Here is an 18,534-nt window from a genome sequence, read left to right as displayed (position 1 = left end):
CTTTACCATCGGGGGTAATTTTATGTAAGTAAAGGCAATCCTGTGTTAAAAAAACTAAAACACCTCTCACTGGCAATCCCCCTGATGGCGGGCGCGTTAAGCGCTCAAGCAAAGCCGTTAACGCTTGAGCGCATATTTGATGATCCAAGCTTAGCTGGCAAATCTCCGGTACAACTTAAGTTTTCTCCCGATGGTAGCCGTGTTACCTACTTACAAGGTAAAGCAGATGACTATAACCGCTATGATTTATGGGAATATAATTTAAAAGATAACACCAATCGATTGCTCGTTGATTCAGCGCAATTATTTTCAGGCCCAGAAAACCTGTCAGATGAAGAAAAAGCACGCCGTGAACGCCAGCGTATTTTTGGTAAAGGTATTCTTGAATACAAATGGTCAAAAGATGGTAAAGCGTTATTATTTCCTCTTAATGGCGACCTTTATTACTTCGACTTAAAAACAAAAAATAGTAAAAAGCTGACTAACACTGAAGCATTTGAAACCGATGCGCGCTTTTCTCCAAAAGGGAATTTTGTGTCGTTTGTTCGTGAGCAAAACCTCTTCGCATTAGAACTGGCATCTGGTAAAGAAATTCAATTAAGTAAAGATGGCGGTGGCGTTATTAAAAACGGTATGGCCGAATTTGTGGCGCAAGAAGAAATGAGCCGCATGACCGGTTATTGGTGGGCAAATGATGAATCTAAAATCGCCTTTACTCGCGTTGATGAAAGCCCTGTTCAAGAAGCAATTCGTAACGAAATTTATGCTGATGAAGTAAAGCTATTTAATCAGCGTTACCCATTTACTGGCACTAACAATGTTGACATTCAACTTGGTGTTGTAAAACTTAATGACCAAGCAGTTGACTGGGTTGACTTAGGTGAAGATAAAGATATTTATATCGCTCGTGCTAAATGGTTAAACGATAGCAACACCCTGTCTTACCAGTGGCAAAATCGTTCTCAGCACAATTTAGAATTACGCTTTTACAACAGTAAAACGAAACAGCAAACCGTCGCATTAACTGAAAAAAGCGATACTTGGATAAACCTACATTTTGATCTTGAGTTTTTAAAAGATAAAAAACATTTTGTGTGGGCCTCGGAGCGAGATGGATTTAAGCACCTTTATTTGTATGCTAATAATGGCCAACTTATTCGTCAAATAACTACTGGTGACTGGGTTGTTGATAGCTTAAAAGGCGTAGATGAAAAAAATGGTATAGTTTACTTTGCAGCGCGTAAAGATACTGCGCTTGAAAGTCACTTATACAGTGCGCCTTTATTTAAAAAAGGGGCAATTAAGCGCATTACTGAAAAAGGCCAATACCACAATGTTGTACTGGCAAAAGATAACAAAACCTTCATTGACACTAGTTCATCGGTGAATAAGCCAAATTCAGCAGCACTGCGCAAAATCAATGGAGAGTTTATTACGTGGCTTGAAGAGAATAAACTAGACGACTCTCACCCACTAACTCCCTTTTTAACCGATTTAGCAAAGCCTGAGTACGGTACTATTACCGCTAAAGATGGCCAAGTTATGCATTACCGTTTATTTAAACCTACAAACATGGCTAAGGGTAAAAAGCACCCAGTTATTGTTAACGTGTATGGCGGCCCTCATGCTCAGCGAGTAACTAATAGCTGGCGTAGTAAAAACTTATACTTTCAATATATGGCGCAACAAGGTTATGTTATTTTTCAACTAGATAACCGCGGCTCTTACAATCGTGGTAAAAAGTTTGAAGATGCAATATATAAAAATTTAGGTGTTGTTGAAGTAGCTGATCAGATTAAAGGCGTTGAGTTTTTACGTACACTTGATTACGTAGACCCTGCACGCATTGGTATTTATGGTCACAGCTACGGTGGTTATATGGCGCTAATGACCATGTTTAAAGCAGGCGATTACTTTAGTGCCGGTGTTTCTGGCGCTCCTGTAACTGACTGGGCCTTATACGATACTCACTACACCGAGCGTTACTTGGGTCACCCTGATACAAATGCGCAAGGTTATACCGACAGTGCTGTTTTCCCATATGCTGAAGGCCTTAAAGGCCCATTAATGATTTACCATGGTATGGCCGATGACAACGTGTTGTTTACCCATGCAACAAAATTGTTTAAACAGCTGCAAGATAACAATCAACAGTTTGAAATGATGACTTACCCAGGCTCAAAACATAGTCTTCGCGGTAAACAAGTTCAAACTCATTTACATCAAACTATTACTAACTTCTTTAACCGTAATTTTAATACAAACTAACTAAGTTATTCGACTAAAGGCTGATACAAGTATCAGCCTTTTTTTATGCAAATAAGATATATTGAAACGTCAACAAACAATAATTAAATCCATTTAAGCATAGGGTAACTAAAAATCTAAGCCTGAGCGCGCAACTTGTATTGTATTTAAATTAACCGCTAACAACTAAATATAAAAATTCAATATTATGAAAATAAAGCTCTATTAGCCTATATTTTAACTATGCTTATTAAAGAGAAGTAATGCTCTTATACAGGAACATGTTTATGCTAAATCTCCGTCGTTTTACTATATTTCAACGTCTAGCCATTTTAGTAGGGATTGTAATATTTGGTTTAATTGTATTGAGTATTTCGAGCTTGAGTAACCAATACCAAGCGCTCAAAAACGAGCAATACCTTAAAACTAAAAATGTGGTAGAAACTGCATATAGTACTATTAAGCACTATGCAGCCCTTGAACAAAACCAAACTCTTACTCGCCAACAAGCACAGTCTCAAGCAATCGCATCAATACGCTCATTGCGTTACGATGATACTAACTATTTTTGGATCAACAATTATCAGCCAGCCATGGTAATGCACCCAATAAAGCCAGCTCTTGAGGGAAAAGATTTAACTAATAATAAAGACCCTGATGGCACCCCGTTATTTGTTGAGATGGTTAGCGTTGTAAAACAATCCGGCGAAGGTTATGTGCCTTATAAATGGCCAAAGCCCGGTAATGACAACCCCGTAGATAAAATTGCGTTTGTTAAAGGTTTTGATCAGTGGCAATGGATAATCGGCTCGGGAGTTTATCTTGATACCATAGACAGTGCCTTTTCGCAGCAGCGCACTATCATCATAATCAACGTTGTTATTATGATTATTGTGGTGGTGTTATTTAGCTACTTTATTGGCCGAAGCATTTTAACGCCGACTCGTTTAGCAGCGCAGATGATGAAAGATATCTCTCAAGGTGAGGGGGATTTAACTCGTACTCTCAACGAAAATGGTAATGATGAAATATCTCAACTTTCGAGATCATTTAATTTATTTGTCTCTAAAATTAGAGAGTCTTTAGTACTAGTCGCCAAAAGCGCAAACGATGTAAACGAGCATGCCCATGCTGTAGATGATTCTAGCAAAACCAGCCAGTCGTTTATTGAGCTTCAAAACGACAGTAGCACCCAAGTAGCCGCTGCAATGGAGGAAATGACTCATCAAATTCATGATGTTAGCCGTAATGCCGAAGCCGCTGAACAAGCCGCAAATGATACTGCCAGTAATGCATCAACGGGTAAAAATGTGGTATCTAAAACGATTATCGCCATTGAAACCCTCTCGAGTAATATAGAAACCGTAAGCAAAGTAACCGCTGATCTTGCTCAAGAGAGTAATAATATTGGCTCGGTGCTTGATGTAATAAGAAGTATTGCAGAGCAAACTAACCTGTTGGCACTCAATGCAGCCATTGAGGCTGCACGGGCAGGTGAGCATGGTAGAGGCTTTGCCGTCGTAGCCGATGAAGTAAGAACCTTAGCAAGTCGAACGGGTAAAAGCACTGATGAAATTCAAGCCATGATAGCTAAACTGCAAGAAGGCGCTAAAGCCGCAGTTGAGGCGGTAAAATCTAGCCAAGAAATTTCTATTTCTACGGTTGAACAAGCCTCTTCAGCAAATACATCACTGGATGAAATAGACAGGTTAGTAGCGGTGATCACCGATATGAACGGCCAAATTGCAAGAGCAACAGAGCAGCAAACATCGGCCGCAGATGAAGTAAACTTAAGAATTAACGATCTTTCGCAATCAACGGAGCAATCATTAGGTAATACGAAGGATTTAACCCTTGCCAGCGACAAACTCAAACAAAGCAGTGTTGAATTATCTAGCGTGGTATCGCGCTTTAAGCTGAGTTAACCTGAATTCCGGATAATAAATCTATCTCAAGCTAGAGAAAATTAAACATAAATATCATTTTGATTCAATGCGTTAGTAAACCTCTTAACCAAAGTTCAGGTTAATTAATACCTTTCACCAATTAAAAAGCCCTGATTTTCAGGGCTTTTTAGACTTATTTATAGATAATTATAAACAGTAGCGGGCAAATAAACTGCTTACTGATGCTGCCGTTGGTTTACCATGTTGCCAATCACCACCTTCAACACCACTACCGGCAATATCCATATGCACATAAGGAAGTGGTAAAGTAGACTCATTACCATGCTTATCTAACCCGCCTACCACAGCTAAAAATGCCATAGGAAATTGATGACCGCGCGCTGTGACGGCAGAAGCCGCATTATTACTAGAAAGTACGTCATCGGCTAAAGTGCGTGGTTTTATAAAGTCATAATCTTCACGACGTGAACGTGATACTTCTGCACCGTCAGCCCATAAATCACCACAATCAGCTAATTGACGTGAAATATTAGCACTACGTGCTGGCCCATTTTCTACATAAGCACCATATGGTCCCATCGCACGTGCAGCATGCCCTGTTAAAGTAGCCACAGTAAACAGCGTTGGATTTATTTCGTTTACAGCCAAATCTTTCATTTCACTAAGTAAATCACCCATCGCTAGACGCCCCTCGGCATCAGTGTTACCAATGCGCACTCGCACACCTTCACGGCTAGTAATGATTTCATCAGGAACAAAACAATCTGAACCAATTGAGTTACGTACCACTGCTAAAAAGGCAATCACTTTAACGCCTTTAGGCTGGTAATCAGCAACTGCTTTCATAAATCCAGCCACAGAAGCCGCACCACCTTTATCTCGACTCATACCTGCCATGTAGCCGCCTACTTTTAAATCTGCACCGCCTGTGTCATAAACTAAGCCTTTACCAACAAACATCAGTGTGCGCGTTACTTCACCCTCTGGTACATATTCAAGTTTAACAACGCGTGGATGATGACGCTCTACTGCATAAGATGCACGAGCAACAGTACTTAGCATCGGATAGTGTTTATCAATGGCAGCCAAGTCATCAATCACATCAACGCTCACTGCGCTATTATTAAATAGTTCGCTACAGTAATCAGCAAAGCGTGGTGGTGCCATACGTTCAGGCTCGGTACCACATAAATCACGTGCAGCATATTGTCCAGCTGCTAATGCATTGACTGCTTTAATCGTTTGTTCATTGGCATCAATTAAACCGATTTGAGTAATTGGCTCAATACCATGACCATGAAATTCACGTGCTTCAAGAGGCTGCCATAATGCTTGGCATGCGCCTAAATAGGCCACTTCCAGCGCGTGTTGGTAACGGCTGTTGGTATTTAAAGCAGGTAAGTAAATAGCGGGGTTAACACTGCCTGACGCTTTAGCCTCGTTAATGGCTAATTTAGCCGCATCAAAATAGCGACGTACATCATCATAATCTCTATTTAAAGGGCCTGTTGGGGCTAATACAACACGTTTACCGGCAATTACTAGCAAGGTAACTTGATTACCTATGCGAGAGTCTACTTGAGCTTGATTTAAAATTGCATCGCGCAGAGGCGTATTTGGTATGTGAGAAAAGTCATCGCTGATAATAATTAGTGCATCGTGTGATGCACAATCTAGGCTTGCACTAACTGGCTGAGCCAACACTGCTTTTGGATATGCCATAAAAAAGGATCCTGTTAGAAAACGTAGCCCCTATTATTATTTATTTAGCAATTTATAACCAGTAAACTGCGGTAATCTGCATACTTACTGGCAACCTAGAGTTACAGCTTTTACACGTCTAAAATACTCAGCTGTAAATTATGCTCTGGTTGGTTTTTAATGCCAACACCTATTCCTAATAAACGCACAGGTTGTTGTAATCCGCGTTGATAGGCTTTGGCGAGTAACTCTTTAAAAATAGCCGTGTTTAATTGATGATTCGCTTGATCTGCTGAGGTCACAACAAAATTAGCAAATTTAACTTTAACACTTAACTTGTTAATTTTATTTTGTAGCTGCTGTTTGTTTAATCTAACCTCGAGCTCACCTAGCAGTTGCGGTAATTGCTCCAAGCACTCATCAAGACTATTTTTGTTGTATTCATAAGTATGCTCCACGCTCAATGACTTACGAATCCGCTCAGTTGAAACCCGCCCTATATGCTCTCCCATACATTTTTGATATAACGACACACCAAAATTTCCCACATGTTGCTGCATCCAATTAGCCCCTTTTTCGCGAACATCTTGGCCCGTGTACAACCCTTTTAAATTAAGCTTCTCCAAGGTTACCTTACCCACTCCTGGAATTTTACCTAGTGGTAATTGGGCTAAAAACGAGTCAACTTGCTCAGGCAATACTACAAATTGGCCATTGGGCTTATTTTCATCGCTAGCAATTTTGGCTATAAATTTAATTGGCGCAATCCCCGCAGAAGCGGTCAGCCCTGTGGTATTAAAAATATCGGTGCGGATCTGCTCAGCAATTAACGTTGCACTGCCTTTAAATGCAGTACTGTCGGTAACATCTAGGTACGCTTCATCAAGTGAAAGAGGCTCTACAAGATCAGTATAGCGGTTAAATATAGCGCGGATTTGAGTTGATACTTGTTTATAAACAGCCATTCTCCCCGGCACAATAACTAAATCGGGGCAAAGCTGTTTGGCATGATAGTTAGACATAGCAGAGCGCACACCATATTCTCTGGCAATATAATTAGCGGTAGAGAGCACTCCACGGCGACTGTTACCGCCAATTGCCAGCGGTACATTTGCAAGCTTGGGGTTGTCGCGCATTTCAACGGCTGCACCTGTAAAACTTCGCGTGTAAAATGTAAGCTAATCAGGAAAAATATGGCAACCAATTGATATTAATCTTATTTTATGTGCAAATAAAACTCCAAAAATTACCTACATTAATTTCTAATAAAAATTAAAAATCATTTCTTGGCAGATAAAGAGATTACAACTATTATTTATGCCAGCTATTTCCAACAACTGGCATAAATGTAGTGTTCAAATAATTTAATACCCACGGCGAATTTTAGCTTTTAACGTACTATGGAAGTCGCTTGCAGATTTAACTCCTACAGACCCTACGGACTCAAACATATTACGATTATAAACTGATTCTCGCTGCTCATTTTTATATGCTGCAATAAATAATTCCAAGTGTTGCATACTATCCATTTTCGGCCACATTTCTAAATATTCCGGTAATGGGCTAAAGCTAGAACGATAAGAAGCAATCCGTTTAGCTGATATTGTTGCCTCACCGATTTCAAAAGGGACCCACCAAGATGTAGCAGTCTCTTTCGATACTACAGCAATTAAGTGAGTACACTTTGCTATATTCTTTGTAATAACTGTTGTTATATCCACTGTCGATTGAGATTCGGCATCTAGAACATCTAAGTAAGTAGTAATGTTATCAAGCTTCAATCGACGATCAATTTGCATAGCTAAATCACGATCTAAATGTTTATAACTAATAAATACACTCATTAAAAATGTCCTTTCTTTGCTAATTCACGGTAATAAAATCCTAGAGCAGTCAAACGACATCCTCTAGAGTTTATGGCTGCAAAGTACATATGCTCAGCATCGACAGGCTCTATTAAACTATGCCTATTACATTGCTGCAGTTGAGAAAAAACTTCTCCCAACTTAGGATCAAAGTCAGGGTGCTCAGGCTCATAAGCTGGTGTCAAAGCGAATACAGACTCAGCTTCAGGAAACCATTCAGGTAATCTTCTCAGTGTTTCTAAAGGTACAAGTGGTGTGTGCTCTTTTAAAGAAATAAACTCAGAAACATTTGTTTTAAAAACAGGTCGTTGTTCCCAAGGACCAAGTGCATTATCAACAAAAGAATATAAGCTACCGGGGGTAACGTGACCAAGAACATTAACAGCCCCCCCGTGCAATGCTTGAAGTAACAGTCTAGTGAAAACGCCATGTCCGGCACACTCTTGTGCATACTCATCTTTTCTACATGCCGTTAAGATAGTAATACCATCACTAATTATGCTTGAGCCACCTTTCAATTGCTTACTTTCTCCAGCTCCGCCAGCTTCACAGCAGTCAAGAATAATAATTTTATTTTTTATCTCAGTTGCATTACTAGCCCAAGTAAGAATGTCACTTACACGAATACCGTCGCTTGTATTTCTATAATCTTGGGGCAGAATCATTCCTTCATGAAGATTTGTATCGAAACAACCATGACCAGCAAAATAGAGTAATGCAACATCGCAAGAACCTGAAAACAGCTCTTGAATTGATGCTTCTAAAGTATGCCTACTAAGATTATCTTCTGCAGTAGTCAAAGTTTTACTGTGAAAATTAGGAGTACCTGATGCATGTCTTGTTAAAACAGAAGCCATCTCTATTGCATCATTATTGCAGCCACTTAATGGGTTAATGAAGGTATAGCCGTTTACACCTATAAAAAGAGCTTTTCTCATTTTTTTATCTCCCTTAAGCCAAACGACGAATTGCTGAAATAACGCTTTCAGTCGACCAGTTACATATTTCATCTGCTGCACCTCTAACTACTGAAGACATATTCGTTGCCCCATATGGTTTTACAGCTAAAATTGGTTTTCCTAAACGTTTAGCTATAGCGATTTCTTTATTTATCCATTTACTATAAGTTGAGTACACGCCCGTCATTATTATTACTACTGAACTAGCTTTAACTTTATTCTCAATAGCCGCCTCAAGCTGCTTATCGGTTCTTGCTCCAATAATAGGATTTGATTCAGGAACAGAGTAATTCCTAAAGTTAAAAAGCGCTCTATTTCTAAGTAAGGTAGTTAAGCTGCTGTATTGATGTCCATAATTCCATGAATGGGAAATAAATAAGTGGTAAGTTTTCATTTGGAACCTCGTTCTGATTAATAATATTTTTTTAACCAGACCTTAGGGATTTGGTTAATAGAATAAGGTTAACTCACAAATCTGATTAAATAAAGTTTTTTAACCAGATTTATTTAATTAATTTATAGACAAACTCTTTACCACCAGATTCAGCTATTTCTTCAACTCTTTTGGCATAGCCCAATTTGAAAATATTTTTGAGGCGAGTGCTTGCGTTTTGCGTTGTAATATCAAAATGAGTAGAAACTTGATTAGTTGTTACTTTTTGCTTAATTATTAAAAAATCTGTCAGTTCTTTAACAGATTTAGCCATATCAGGCCCTATGAAAAATACCTTTTTATGATTCCAAACAGTCATAGGTTGGTTTTTGGCAATAGCACCATAAGTCCAATTATCAATTAAATCCTCATCCTGAAGATCTGTGAGGTAGATAAACTTTTCTCCTCTGTAGTGCTTTGCTAAAGCCATAACACTTTCTCGCGGAAAAGAAGCGTCGGTAGCTTCAATACCTTTTAGTGAAACCCCAAATGTATCCAGCTCTTGTCGGGACTCAATCATTTTATGTAGTTTAGAATATACATCCTTACCCTTAACATTCCCATTGGGGAGGGCATCGGTTGTTATATCTAATAATTTTATCAACATAATTCGTTCTGATTAATTATATTTATTTAACGAGATTCTAGCATACTAATGCAGAAAAAAGTCAAAACATATATGGGTTCCAGATATTTTTTTGAGATCTGAGCTATAATTGGATTCATCAAGCTTACCATCGACATATTTTAACGTAAGTTCAAATGTTTCTTGTCTTACACAAATTGTTGCATCAAACTTTGCAGCTTGTTTCGCACTAAGTTTAAGTCCTAGACCTCGGCCTAAATAATTAGCATCATTGGCACCACTTACACCGCCAGACTGCAGAACCTCATTTAATAAATGGATGTCTGAATTTTCCTTGTTCGGAGGATACTTATTATGCAATTGAGGGTATCGTTTGGCTAAAACAGGCCTCAACGTACCAATGATACCTTTTCCGCTATCAGAAAAAACAGTCTGAACTTTCGTCCTATTTTTACTTTTACCATAGACTTGAAGTGCTGCCACTCCTGGGGTTGGAGTTTGTGAGTGCTCAATAATATTGTTAATAAATTCAGCTATAAAACCAAATGCCGCATTGGAATGTTGCTCACCCGCTAATTCGATAAACGAGTTTTTTAGCTTTACAGGTAAGTTCGTTTGCTGTGTTTCAGCTGGTATTAAAACGAATTCCATTACTTTCTTATTACTACCATAATGAGAAGAACTATCTTTTCTCTCAGGAAGTACAGTTACTGACTCATGAAAAGTTTCAAATAATCCAATTCTACACAAATATGAAAATGATTTAGTGCACCCAGTAAAATCAAGAGTAACGTGCTTACCTATAGATGCTAACTGATTAACTAAAGATAATAGCCTGGAAATAGCACCTAATAGTATTGAGCAATTATAAAACTCAAACCTTACAATTTCTACAGAGTCACACCAAACATCACTTCCTTCTTTGAGAAGTGCTTCAAAGTCACAAGTAGTTAGCCAACCACTCTTTTCAAATCGAAGTACGACACCTATATTAGCTAAAAACCATTCATTTTTTCGTTCAATAAAAGTACCGCTTTTGTCATGGTATAAGAAAGAGTTTACGCTCTTTTTTTCAAGGCTTAGTTTTCTAGCTATCTCTTTACCTTTTAACCCTGGATTATTAGTAAGCAACTCAATTATTTTCGCTTTCATACAACCCCACTACCAGCGACTAAAAAATTCAATAAGCTTTTTCCAAATGATTCTTTCTTATTCATATAAATACTTCTGAAAACCAATAAACGTGTCGCGTATAGCTGCCGGTGATCCAAACTCAATGGCGGCGTCGTTAATTGTGTTGTATTTAAGCTCTACTAAGCTGCGCATTTTTTTAGGTGCAAGCTCTTGCACGCCGTCTTCAATGTATTTACTTAATATAAAGTTGATAAACTCTTGTTGTTTATAGTCGCTAAACGCTGAATTTATTTTAGGTTTTGCTTGTTGAGCTCGTTCTGTGCGTGTTTGTGCCTCTGAGGCATACGCTAAGTAGGATAAAACATCGTATACGTCGCTATCTTGTGCATCAATTACGGCCTTCATGCTGTCGAGCTTTTCGCTATCGTAACCCGCTTCGGTTAAGTCTTCTAATAGCTTTTCGCGGGTGGTTGGGTCACTCCAAATTTCACGTAGTTGGTCTTCGTTTTCAAAAAAGCGCGGTAAGTCGTCAAACATACGTTCAACAAACTCTTTAGCTGTAATGGGCTTGCCTTCAGCACTCCAGTACATTGCTGAGGATATATGCTTAATTTGCCGCGTACGGCCGTCTGAGAGCTTTATTTCGAGCTTTTCACACACACATGGTCTCTCGCCACATTTTTCACAGCCTTCAGGCTCTGGCTTTTCACAAACACATGGTTTTTGTTCACACACCTTGCACGGTTTCTTTTCACCGGCACCTTCGCCGCCAGTGTCTTCACATTGGCATGGGGTTGTGCCGCACTCTGGGCATACTTCGCTGGGTATTGGCTCACCATCCCAAGCTGGGTCAGCAAAGTTATGGTGCGCTTTTACGAAGTCGTAAATGGTAAAGTAGTCTTTGCCATCGTATGTGCGGGTGCCTCGGCCTATGATCTGCTTGAACTCAATCATATTGTTACAAAGTCGCATAAGCACAATATTGCGTACATTACGTGCATCGACACCAGTAGAGAGTTTGCGTGATGTGGTTAAGATTGTCGGAATGGTTTTTTCATTATCACAAAAGGTTTTTAAGTCATTTTCACCCGCTACACCATCGTTAGCAGTAACACGAACACAATAGTTAGTGTTGGTGGTCCAGCCTTTTTTAACTGCGTACTGATTAATAAAATCGCGCACCATACCGGCATGAACTTGTGTTGCACAAAACACGATGGTTTTTTCTTTAGGATTAAAGCGATCCATCCAATAGTGTACACGGCGTTCTTCGCGCTGAGGTATGGTAATAATGCGGTTAAAGTCACCTTCTTTATACAGTTTACCAGGCTCAGGGTCGCCTTTTACAACAACACCATCCCCCTCGATATACTTGTACTCATCCATAGTGCCAACAATCGGTAACACTTTAAATGGCGTTAAAAAACCATCGTTAATGCCTTCTTTTAGAGTATAGCTGTAAACGGGTTCGCCAAAGTAACCATAGGTATCAGCGTTATCGGTACGCTTCGGTGTGGCGGTTAAGCCTAGCTGTACAGCGGGGGCAAAGTAATTAAGAATATCACGCCATACACTTTCATCATTTGCGCCACCACGGTGACATTCATCAATAATAATTAAATCAAAAAAATCAGCTGGGTATTGCTCGTAATACGGGTTTTCTGCCTTGTTGACTGGCGCATTTTCATCTTCTTCTGTTGTGGCTTCTTTTAATTCGGTTTTAGGCCCACACATAAGCGTATGAAAAATAGTAAAAAACACACTCGCATTTTTAGGAACGCCGCCTCGTTTGCGAATATTTTCAGGGGTGATACGCACAATAGCATCTTCACCAAACGGCCCGAAATCATTAAATGCCTGATTGGCTAAAATATTACGATCGGCCAAAAATAAAATACGCGGGCGCTTTTTAGCAAGGCTTATATCTTTCTGCGCGGTTAAGCTCCAACGGGTTTTAAATAACTTCCACGCTGTTTGAAAGCCAATACAGGTTTTACCCGTACCAGTAGCAAGCGTTAGCAAAATTCGAGGCTCGCCTTGAGCAATGGCTTCAAGGGCATTGTGAATGGCGTTTTCTTGATAATAGCGCGGAGCCCAATCACCTTTAGCTTCAAAAGGAATGGTAGAAAACGCATCACGCCAAGCGGTGGTGTAATCCGCTTCTGGTTTATCGCCTTTTTGCTCAAAGGTTAAATCCCAAAGGGCTTGCGGTGACAGGTATTCATCTACCAGCGTCTCAATACCGGTGAGCATATCAATCTGGTAAACCTCATGGCCGTTAGTGGCATACGCAATACGACATTGTAAGCGCTTTGCGTAATCTTTTGCTTGGCGTACACCTTCGCTATAAGTCAGGCTTTCTTTTTTGGCCTCGACTGCGGCAAGCTTACGGCCTTTGTACACCAGCACATAATCACACGGGACTTTATTAGCGCGTTTACCACCGGCCATAATTTGACCAGGGCAAATAAGCTCGCGGCGAATAAAGCTGTTATCAACGTCCCCCCAACCGGCAGCGACTAATTTAGGGTCAATTAAATCCGCTCTAGTGTCGGCTTCATTACGCGTCCTTGCTTGAGTCATTAGGCCACAGCTCCTTCTTTTTCTTTGGTCAACTCGCCGGAAAAAGCTTTCTGTAGGATGGATTTTTTGAGTTCGTCTAAATCGTTTAATTTTTGAGTATAAATAACAGCTAAGTCATCGGTGTTTCTTCTAATTAGCCTTAGCTCTTCCACTACCTGATTTTGCTCGCTTAAAGATGGAAGCCTAATGGGTATCCCCTTAATCTTACTTTTATTAAGATTCTTTTGACGAACACCACGCCTAAGCTTCAACAGCTCAGGTTTAATAGAATTAATCGAATGAAGTATAAACTCCAGATTAATTCTATTATTTGGCTTTACTCCAGCTATAGCTTGATTAAAAGCACCGTCCCTATCCAAAATAGACATCTTTAAAGCTGCTGTATCGTACATGCCAACCAATAAGGAGCCCTCAGGAAGTATCTTGGCATTTGAACCATCTAGCCCGGCTGCTGTAATACAGCTTTTAGATTCTATTGTGAAAGTATCGTTAAGCTCCCCTGATGAATACCAAGGAATATCCCCATCCCAGAATTCATTTTTGGATTTAAGCGGTGTTCCGCCTGTGCTTACTTCTGCTGCATCCCCTAGGGTTATCTCAACCCACCCCTCACCACGCAGGCTAAACACTTGCTGCAAATAGCTTTCAAATAGCTCACGGGCGTTTTTGAGGTTTTGCTCAGCCTTGGCGCGGGCTTGTTCTATATCGGCAAAGGCTTGATCGAGAATGGCGACGATGCGTTTTTGTTCGGTAATCTCAGGGTGTGGTATTTCTACTTTCTCTAAAGCAGTTTTAGATAGCTCTTTAAAAGTAGTTCCACTTCCCAAATCATTTAATAATGAGACGCTCTTCAATAAAAAATAATACAAAAACTTGGTATCTAAAGTGCTTTTAGGTACTAACCCCCGGCAACCTTGGTTCGTTGCCATAGGGACTTTATTAATAGCTAGGTGACCAATAGGTGCTCGGGTTGAGAGAATTACCGAGCTTTCAGGAATTAGCTTAGCTGAAGATTTCTCTAGCCCTAGTCGAGTGATATTTCTACCTGTTTCTGAGACGTAAATACCAGTGATTTTCCCCATATCTTTCGGCGTAATCCACTTAACATCACCAAACCAATAGTCGGAAATACCGCTTTTAGGTGTTCCACCACTTATTATATTAGTGACTTCACTCATTTTAGATATGGACCACCCCATCACAACAACTCCTGAATCTTACCAAGAATCGCTTCGCTCTCTTTATCAAGCGCGATGATTTCTTCTATGATCGCTTGTGGCTCACGCAGTGAGGTTTCTTCTGCTTGGTTCGGATTTTTTACCGATAAATCCCATGCTGTATCATCAAGTTCAGTCGTAGCTAATGACCAAGACTTAGCACTGTCTTCAAAGCCCTTTTGTAACTCTACAAACTCTTTTAAGTCGTTATCGTTTAGCGGATTGGTTTTACCCAAGCTGCGGCCAGGGTCTAGTTGATAAAACCAAGTTTTTTGAGTTGGTTCGCCTTTGGTAAAAAACAACACCACGGTTTTTACACCAGCGCCTAAGAAGGTTTTGGCTGGGCAATCTAGCACGGTGTGTAAGTTGCAGTTTTCTAATAGCTCTTTACGCAAAGCAATGGCGGCGTTATCGGTATTCGATAAAAAGGTGTTTTTAATAACAATAGCGGCGCGGCCACCAGGCTTGAGCATTTTTATAAAGTGCTGCAAAAACAAAAAGGCAGTTTCACCGGTTTTAATCGGGAAGTTTTGTTGAACTTCTTTACGCTCTTTACCACCAAAGGGCGGGTTAGCTAATACAATATCGTGCTGGTTGCTTGGGGTAATGTCTTGTAGGTTTTCGCCCAGTGTATTGGTGTGAATAACGTTAGGTGCTTCAATGCCATGCAAAATCATGTTCATAATGGCGATAACGTACGCTAAAGATTTTTTCTCTTTGGCGTAAAAGGTGTTTTCTTGCAGGGTTTTTAAGTCGCTGGTTGAAAGCTGCTTGTTGCTGGCACCACCTTGGCGAAGGTAGTCGTATGCTTCACATAAGAAACCTGCCGAACCTGCGGCACCGTCGTAAATCGTTTCGCCAATTTGTGGCTGTAATACGTCGATCATGGCGCGAATTAATGGGCGTGGTGTGTAGTATTCACCGCCGTTACGGCCAGCGTTACCCATGCTTTTAATTTTTGTTTCATAAAGATGGGAAAGCTCGTGCTTTTCTTCTTGTGAGCGAAAACGCAGTTCGTCTACTTTCTCTAGTGCATCACGCAGTGAATAACCACTTTGAATTTTGTTTTTGATTTCGCTAAAAATCTCACCAATTTTGTATTCAATAGTGTCAGGGCTTTTAGCACGCAGCTTAAAACCTTTAAGGTAAGGGAATAACTCACCATCAACGAAATCCATTAAATCGCTGCCAGTTAAGGCGTTGTCGTGATCAAACTCACCATTAGCAGTTTTAGGCGCTGCCCACGAACTCCAACGGTATTTTTCTTCAATAATGTATTGGTAATCTTCTGCCATTAATTCGGCTTCTTGAGACTTAGTGAACTCTAAGTCATCAAGGTATTTTAAAAATAGCATCCACGACGATTGCTCGGTGTAGTCTAGTTCGCTGGAACAGCCTGCGTCTTTATGAAAAATGTCGTCGATGTTTTTAAAAGTTTGTTCAAACATATAAGTTAAGTCCTTGTTAGCCAGAGAGTTAAAGATGATTTATTTTATTAAAAACAACTCTGTAGCTAATAGTTATTCCTAAGGTAATGGTGATTAATATACCCTAAATATTTAAATAATTGATAAAAAATTAATACCCGAAAGTTTTTTAGCTAACCTAGATCAATTTTATATTTTTGTCTTGCCGGTAGTATCTCTTCAAACTCGCAATTTAATGCATTCACTAACTTGTAGAGAGTTTCGAGCTTAATGTTAACATTACCTCTTTCCATTTTTCCGTAATTACCGCGTTCTATACCTACATAGGCGGCAAAACCTTCTTGCGAATAGCCGGCTTCTTTACGTTTTTCTCGTAGTTTTTCACCAAAATTTTTAACTAAATCACTCACCTGATTTTCCTCAAGGCAAAATGATTAGATTTTCATGTTGAGCGCTTAACTACCACGCCCTATAATACCCATTATTATAAGAAGTTCATTAGGATTTACTTTGAAATTTGACCCTCTCGTAGCTCAAATTATTGTTGCACCAAATTTTGATAACTTTACAACAAGTGATGTACGCTCGGCGTACTTAACATTAAAAAGTGATGCTTCGTTGATACCTACCGCAGTTAGGCGAAGTATATACGCAGAACTGCTCAAGCTTGTTAAAAAAGGCTGGCTGAAAAAGGTGGTATCAAATAAAAAAGGATTTACGCGATTCAATAAAACAGAGAGCTTTGATGTTGAGGTAATTACTCACTTAGCTAGTTCAATACCTATTTCAATCACAGAAAAAGAAAATGATAAACATGCGCTGTTACTTAGTAAGTTAAACCATTACAAAGCCGAGTTATTATTGAATATGGGGGAATCAGAGGCGTATAAAGAGCTCTATTTGGAGTCACCCGAACTGGTAGATGAACTACAGCCACAATACAACAAAGCAAGAGACAACAATACCAGAATACTTGGCAAGATTAGAGCGATTGAAGGCTTACTGAAGCAGAGCGAAGCATTAGAAAAAATATGAAACTAAGACTATGGCAAGCCGAATGTATTAATTTTGCGCTTACACAATATCAGAACGTCAATAGCCACTTTTTAGCCTTGGCAACTCCTGGGGCGGGTAAAACTTTGATGGCTTCAGAATTAGCTAACCAGTTATTAAAAAGCAATATGGTCGATTTAATCATTTGTTTTTCCCCGTCGTCTATTGTTTCCCAAGACTTTAAGGAAAGCTTACAGCTAAAAACGAATGAACGATTTGATGGGCTTATTGGCGCTAAAGGTAGAGCTTTAACCTATCAAAGCTTACAGTATTTAGATGTGCACTTTTGGCAGCTATTTGAACGATATCGTGTTTTTGTAATATTTGATGAAATTCATCATTGTGCTGGCTCTAATATTGACAATGCAAATGCATGGGGTGAGCAGATAATACTTAACATTCAAAATAAAGCACAGTACACATTAGCCTTAACAGGCACTCCCTGGCGCTCTGACGCTGCTCCTATTGTTCTTTCATCATATCAGCAACCTAACAATAAAATAGCGTGTGACTACGTTTATGGGCTTTCTGAGGCTATTGGAGATAATGTTTGTCGGGTTCCACAAATAGTAGCTGTTGATAATAGCCGCATTACAGTTGTAGATGACGCTGAAACCAAAACATTTAACTGCTTTAAAGCGTTATTAAACGACTCTGGCGTTTCTTATCAAGAAGTTATTGAAAATGAAGCGGTAATAAAATATATAATCTCTTCAGCTCAAAAGAAGCTGACCTCAATCAGATTGAAAAACCCCGATGCAGCAGGGTTGATTGTTGCATCGTCTGTTGAGCATGCCCATCAAATCTCTATGTTAATGCGAACTTACTTTGACGAGGATAGCGTTGTTGTAACCTACCGAGAGAGTGAACCTACGGGTATTATTCAGCAGTTTAGGTATGCACAAACTAAGTGGATTATTTCTGTTGGTATGATTAGCGAAGGTACAAATATCCCTCGTTTGCAGGTTTGCTGTCACCTTACAAATATAAAAACAGAAATGCATTTTCGGCAAATATTGGGCCGTATACTGAGGGTAACAAACTCTAAAAACCAAGAAGCTATTATGTACATGCCCGCCGAACCTAAGCTTTTAGAGTATGCGTATAGGGTTAATCAAGATGTTCCATTTGAAGCTGATGTAGTTAAGTTTGAAAAGATTGAAACTGCTGCTGGAGAAAACACTGTAGATGAAAATTCAAGCGATATTACTTTTAATAAACAAAGTAAAAAACCTTCCAAAACCCAGTTCGATTTTGATAACTTTGCTGACTTTTTTGAGCAGCCAGCTATGAACAATGGACCTGAAGCAACAGAGAAACATTTTTTAACCGGTGCCTATGAGCGAATTATTAATATATCAGGCCGCTTTCAGCAAGAGGCTATTGCTTTGGGGTTAAGTGAATTGCGGTAAATACGCTAGA

The 18,534-nt window shown here is 39.6% G+C and carries 15 protein-coding genes; 4 read left to right on the top strand and 11 right to left on the bottom strand.

Translation table 11 applies throughout. The features are described from left to right. The first annotated feature begins 42 nt into the window (after positions 1-42). On the top strand, positions 43-2,268 hold the full coding sequence (locus FHG08_RS07255) for a S9 family peptidase (RefSeq protein ID WP_178955249.1): 2,226 nt from the start codon (positions 43-45) through the stop codon (positions 2,266-2,268). Positions 2,269-2,534: 266 nt separating this feature from the next. Next, positions 2,535-4,172 (top strand): methyl-accepting chemotaxis protein, encoded by a 1,638-nt coding sequence (locus FHG08_RS07250; protein WP_178955247.1) that lies wholly within the window; start codon positions 2,535-2,537, stop codon positions 4,170-4,172. 168 nt (positions 4,173-4,340) lie between these two features. Here FHG08_RS07250 and FHG08_RS07245 read toward each other — a convergent pair whose 3' ends face one another. The 11 genes from FHG08_RS07245 to FHG08_RS07195 all read right to left on the bottom strand — a co-directional run bounded on the left by FHG08_RS07245 (position 4,341) and on the right by FHG08_RS07195 (position 16,469). After that, positions 4,341-5,876, bottom strand: coding sequence for a leucyl aminopeptidase family protein (locus tag FHG08_RS07245; RefSeq protein WP_178955245.1), 1,536 nt, complete (start codon positions 5,874-5,876; stop codon positions 4,341-4,343). Between the two features lie 110 nt (positions 5,877-5,986). Beyond that, positions 5,987-6,991 carry a DNA polymerase IV gene (dinB, locus tag FHG08_RS07240; RefSeq protein ID WP_178955243.1) on the bottom strand — a complete coding sequence of 335 codons (1,005 nt, stop codon included), beginning with the start codon at positions 6,989-6,991 and terminating at the stop codon, positions 5,987-5,989. Positions 6,992-7,219: 228 nt separating this feature from the next. Beyond that, positions 7,220-7,699 (bottom strand): toll/interleukin-1 receptor domain-containing protein, encoded by a 480-nt coding sequence (locus FHG08_RS07235; protein WP_178955232.1) that lies wholly within the window; start codon positions 7,697-7,699, stop codon positions 7,220-7,222. Then, positions 7,699-8,730, bottom strand: coding sequence for a caspase family protein (locus FHG08_RS07230; RefSeq protein WP_218648494.1), 1,032 nt, complete (start codon positions 8,728-8,730; stop codon positions 7,699-7,701). The genes FHG08_RS07235 and FHG08_RS07230 overlap by 1 nt, the downstream gene beginning before the upstream one ends. After that, on the bottom strand, positions 8,672-9,073 hold the full coding sequence (locus FHG08_RS07225; protein WP_064665414.1) for a TIR domain-containing protein: 402 nt from the start codon (positions 9,071-9,073) through the stop codon (positions 8,672-8,674). Before FHG08_RS07225 ends, FHG08_RS07230 begins: the two co-directional genes overlap by 59 nt. A 109-nt stretch (positions 9,074-9,182) precedes the next feature. Next, complete coding sequence (locus FHG08_RS07220; protein WP_178955230.1) at positions 9,183-9,719, bottom strand: DNA-binding protein; 537 nt, start codon at positions 9,717-9,719, stop codon at positions 9,183-9,185. 45 nt (positions 9,720-9,764) lie between these two features. After that, positions 9,765-10,850 carry an ATP-binding protein gene (locus tag FHG08_RS07215; RefSeq protein WP_178955228.1) on the bottom strand — a complete coding sequence of 362 codons (1,086 nt, stop codon included), beginning with the start codon at positions 10,848-10,850 and terminating at the stop codon, positions 9,765-9,767. A 57-nt stretch (positions 10,851-10,907) separates the two neighbouring features. Continuing rightward, a complete protein-coding gene (gene hsdR, locus FHG08_RS07210) occupies positions 10,908-13,415 on the bottom strand; it encodes an EcoAI/FtnUII family type I restriction enzme subunit R (protein ID WP_178955226.1) in 2,508 nt (835 codons plus the stop codon). Then, positions 13,415-14,614 (bottom strand): restriction endonuclease subunit S, encoded by a 1,200-nt coding sequence (locus tag FHG08_RS07205; RefSeq protein WP_256729732.1) that lies wholly within the window; start codon positions 14,612-14,614, stop codon positions 13,415-13,417. Before FHG08_RS07205 ends, hsdR begins: the two co-directional genes overlap by 1 nt. Then, positions 14,614-16,080: an N-6 DNA methylase gene (locus FHG08_RS07200; protein ID WP_178955222.1), complete on the bottom strand. Its 1,467-nt coding sequence runs from the start codon at positions 16,078-16,080 to the stop codon at positions 14,614-14,616. The genes FHG08_RS07205 and FHG08_RS07200 overlap by 1 nt, the downstream gene beginning before the upstream one ends. Positions 16,081-16,232: 152 nt before the next feature. Beyond that, complete coding sequence (locus tag FHG08_RS07195) at positions 16,233-16,469, bottom strand: helix-turn-helix domain-containing protein (RefSeq protein WP_064665408.1); 237 nt, start codon at positions 16,467-16,469, stop codon at positions 16,233-16,235. A 100-nt stretch (positions 16,470-16,569) separates the two neighbouring features. On the opposite strand from FHG08_RS07195, the gene FHG08_RS07190 reads away from it, so the two are divergent. Both FHG08_RS07190 and FHG08_RS07185 read left to right on the top strand, forming a co-directional pair. After that, positions 16,570-17,094, top strand: coding sequence for a hypothetical protein (locus FHG08_RS07190; protein WP_178955220.1), 525 nt, complete (start codon positions 16,570-16,572; stop codon positions 17,092-17,094). Beyond that, positions 17,091-18,524 (top strand): DEAD/DEAH box helicase, encoded by a 1,434-nt coding sequence (locus FHG08_RS07185; RefSeq protein ID WP_178955218.1) that lies wholly within the window; start codon positions 17,091-17,093, stop codon positions 18,522-18,524. The genes FHG08_RS07190 and FHG08_RS07185 overlap by 4 nt, the downstream gene beginning before the upstream one ends. The last annotated feature ends 10 nt before the right edge of the window (positions 18,525-18,534 follow it).

This window comes from Pseudoalteromonas sp. Scap03, assembly GCF_013393115.1.
Lineage (GTDB): Bacteria > Pseudomonadota > Gammaproteobacteria > Enterobacterales > Alteromonadaceae > Pseudoalteromonas.
Note: the sequence above shows the minus strand (reverse complement) of the source record. Positions and strands in the feature narration are given on the sequence as shown.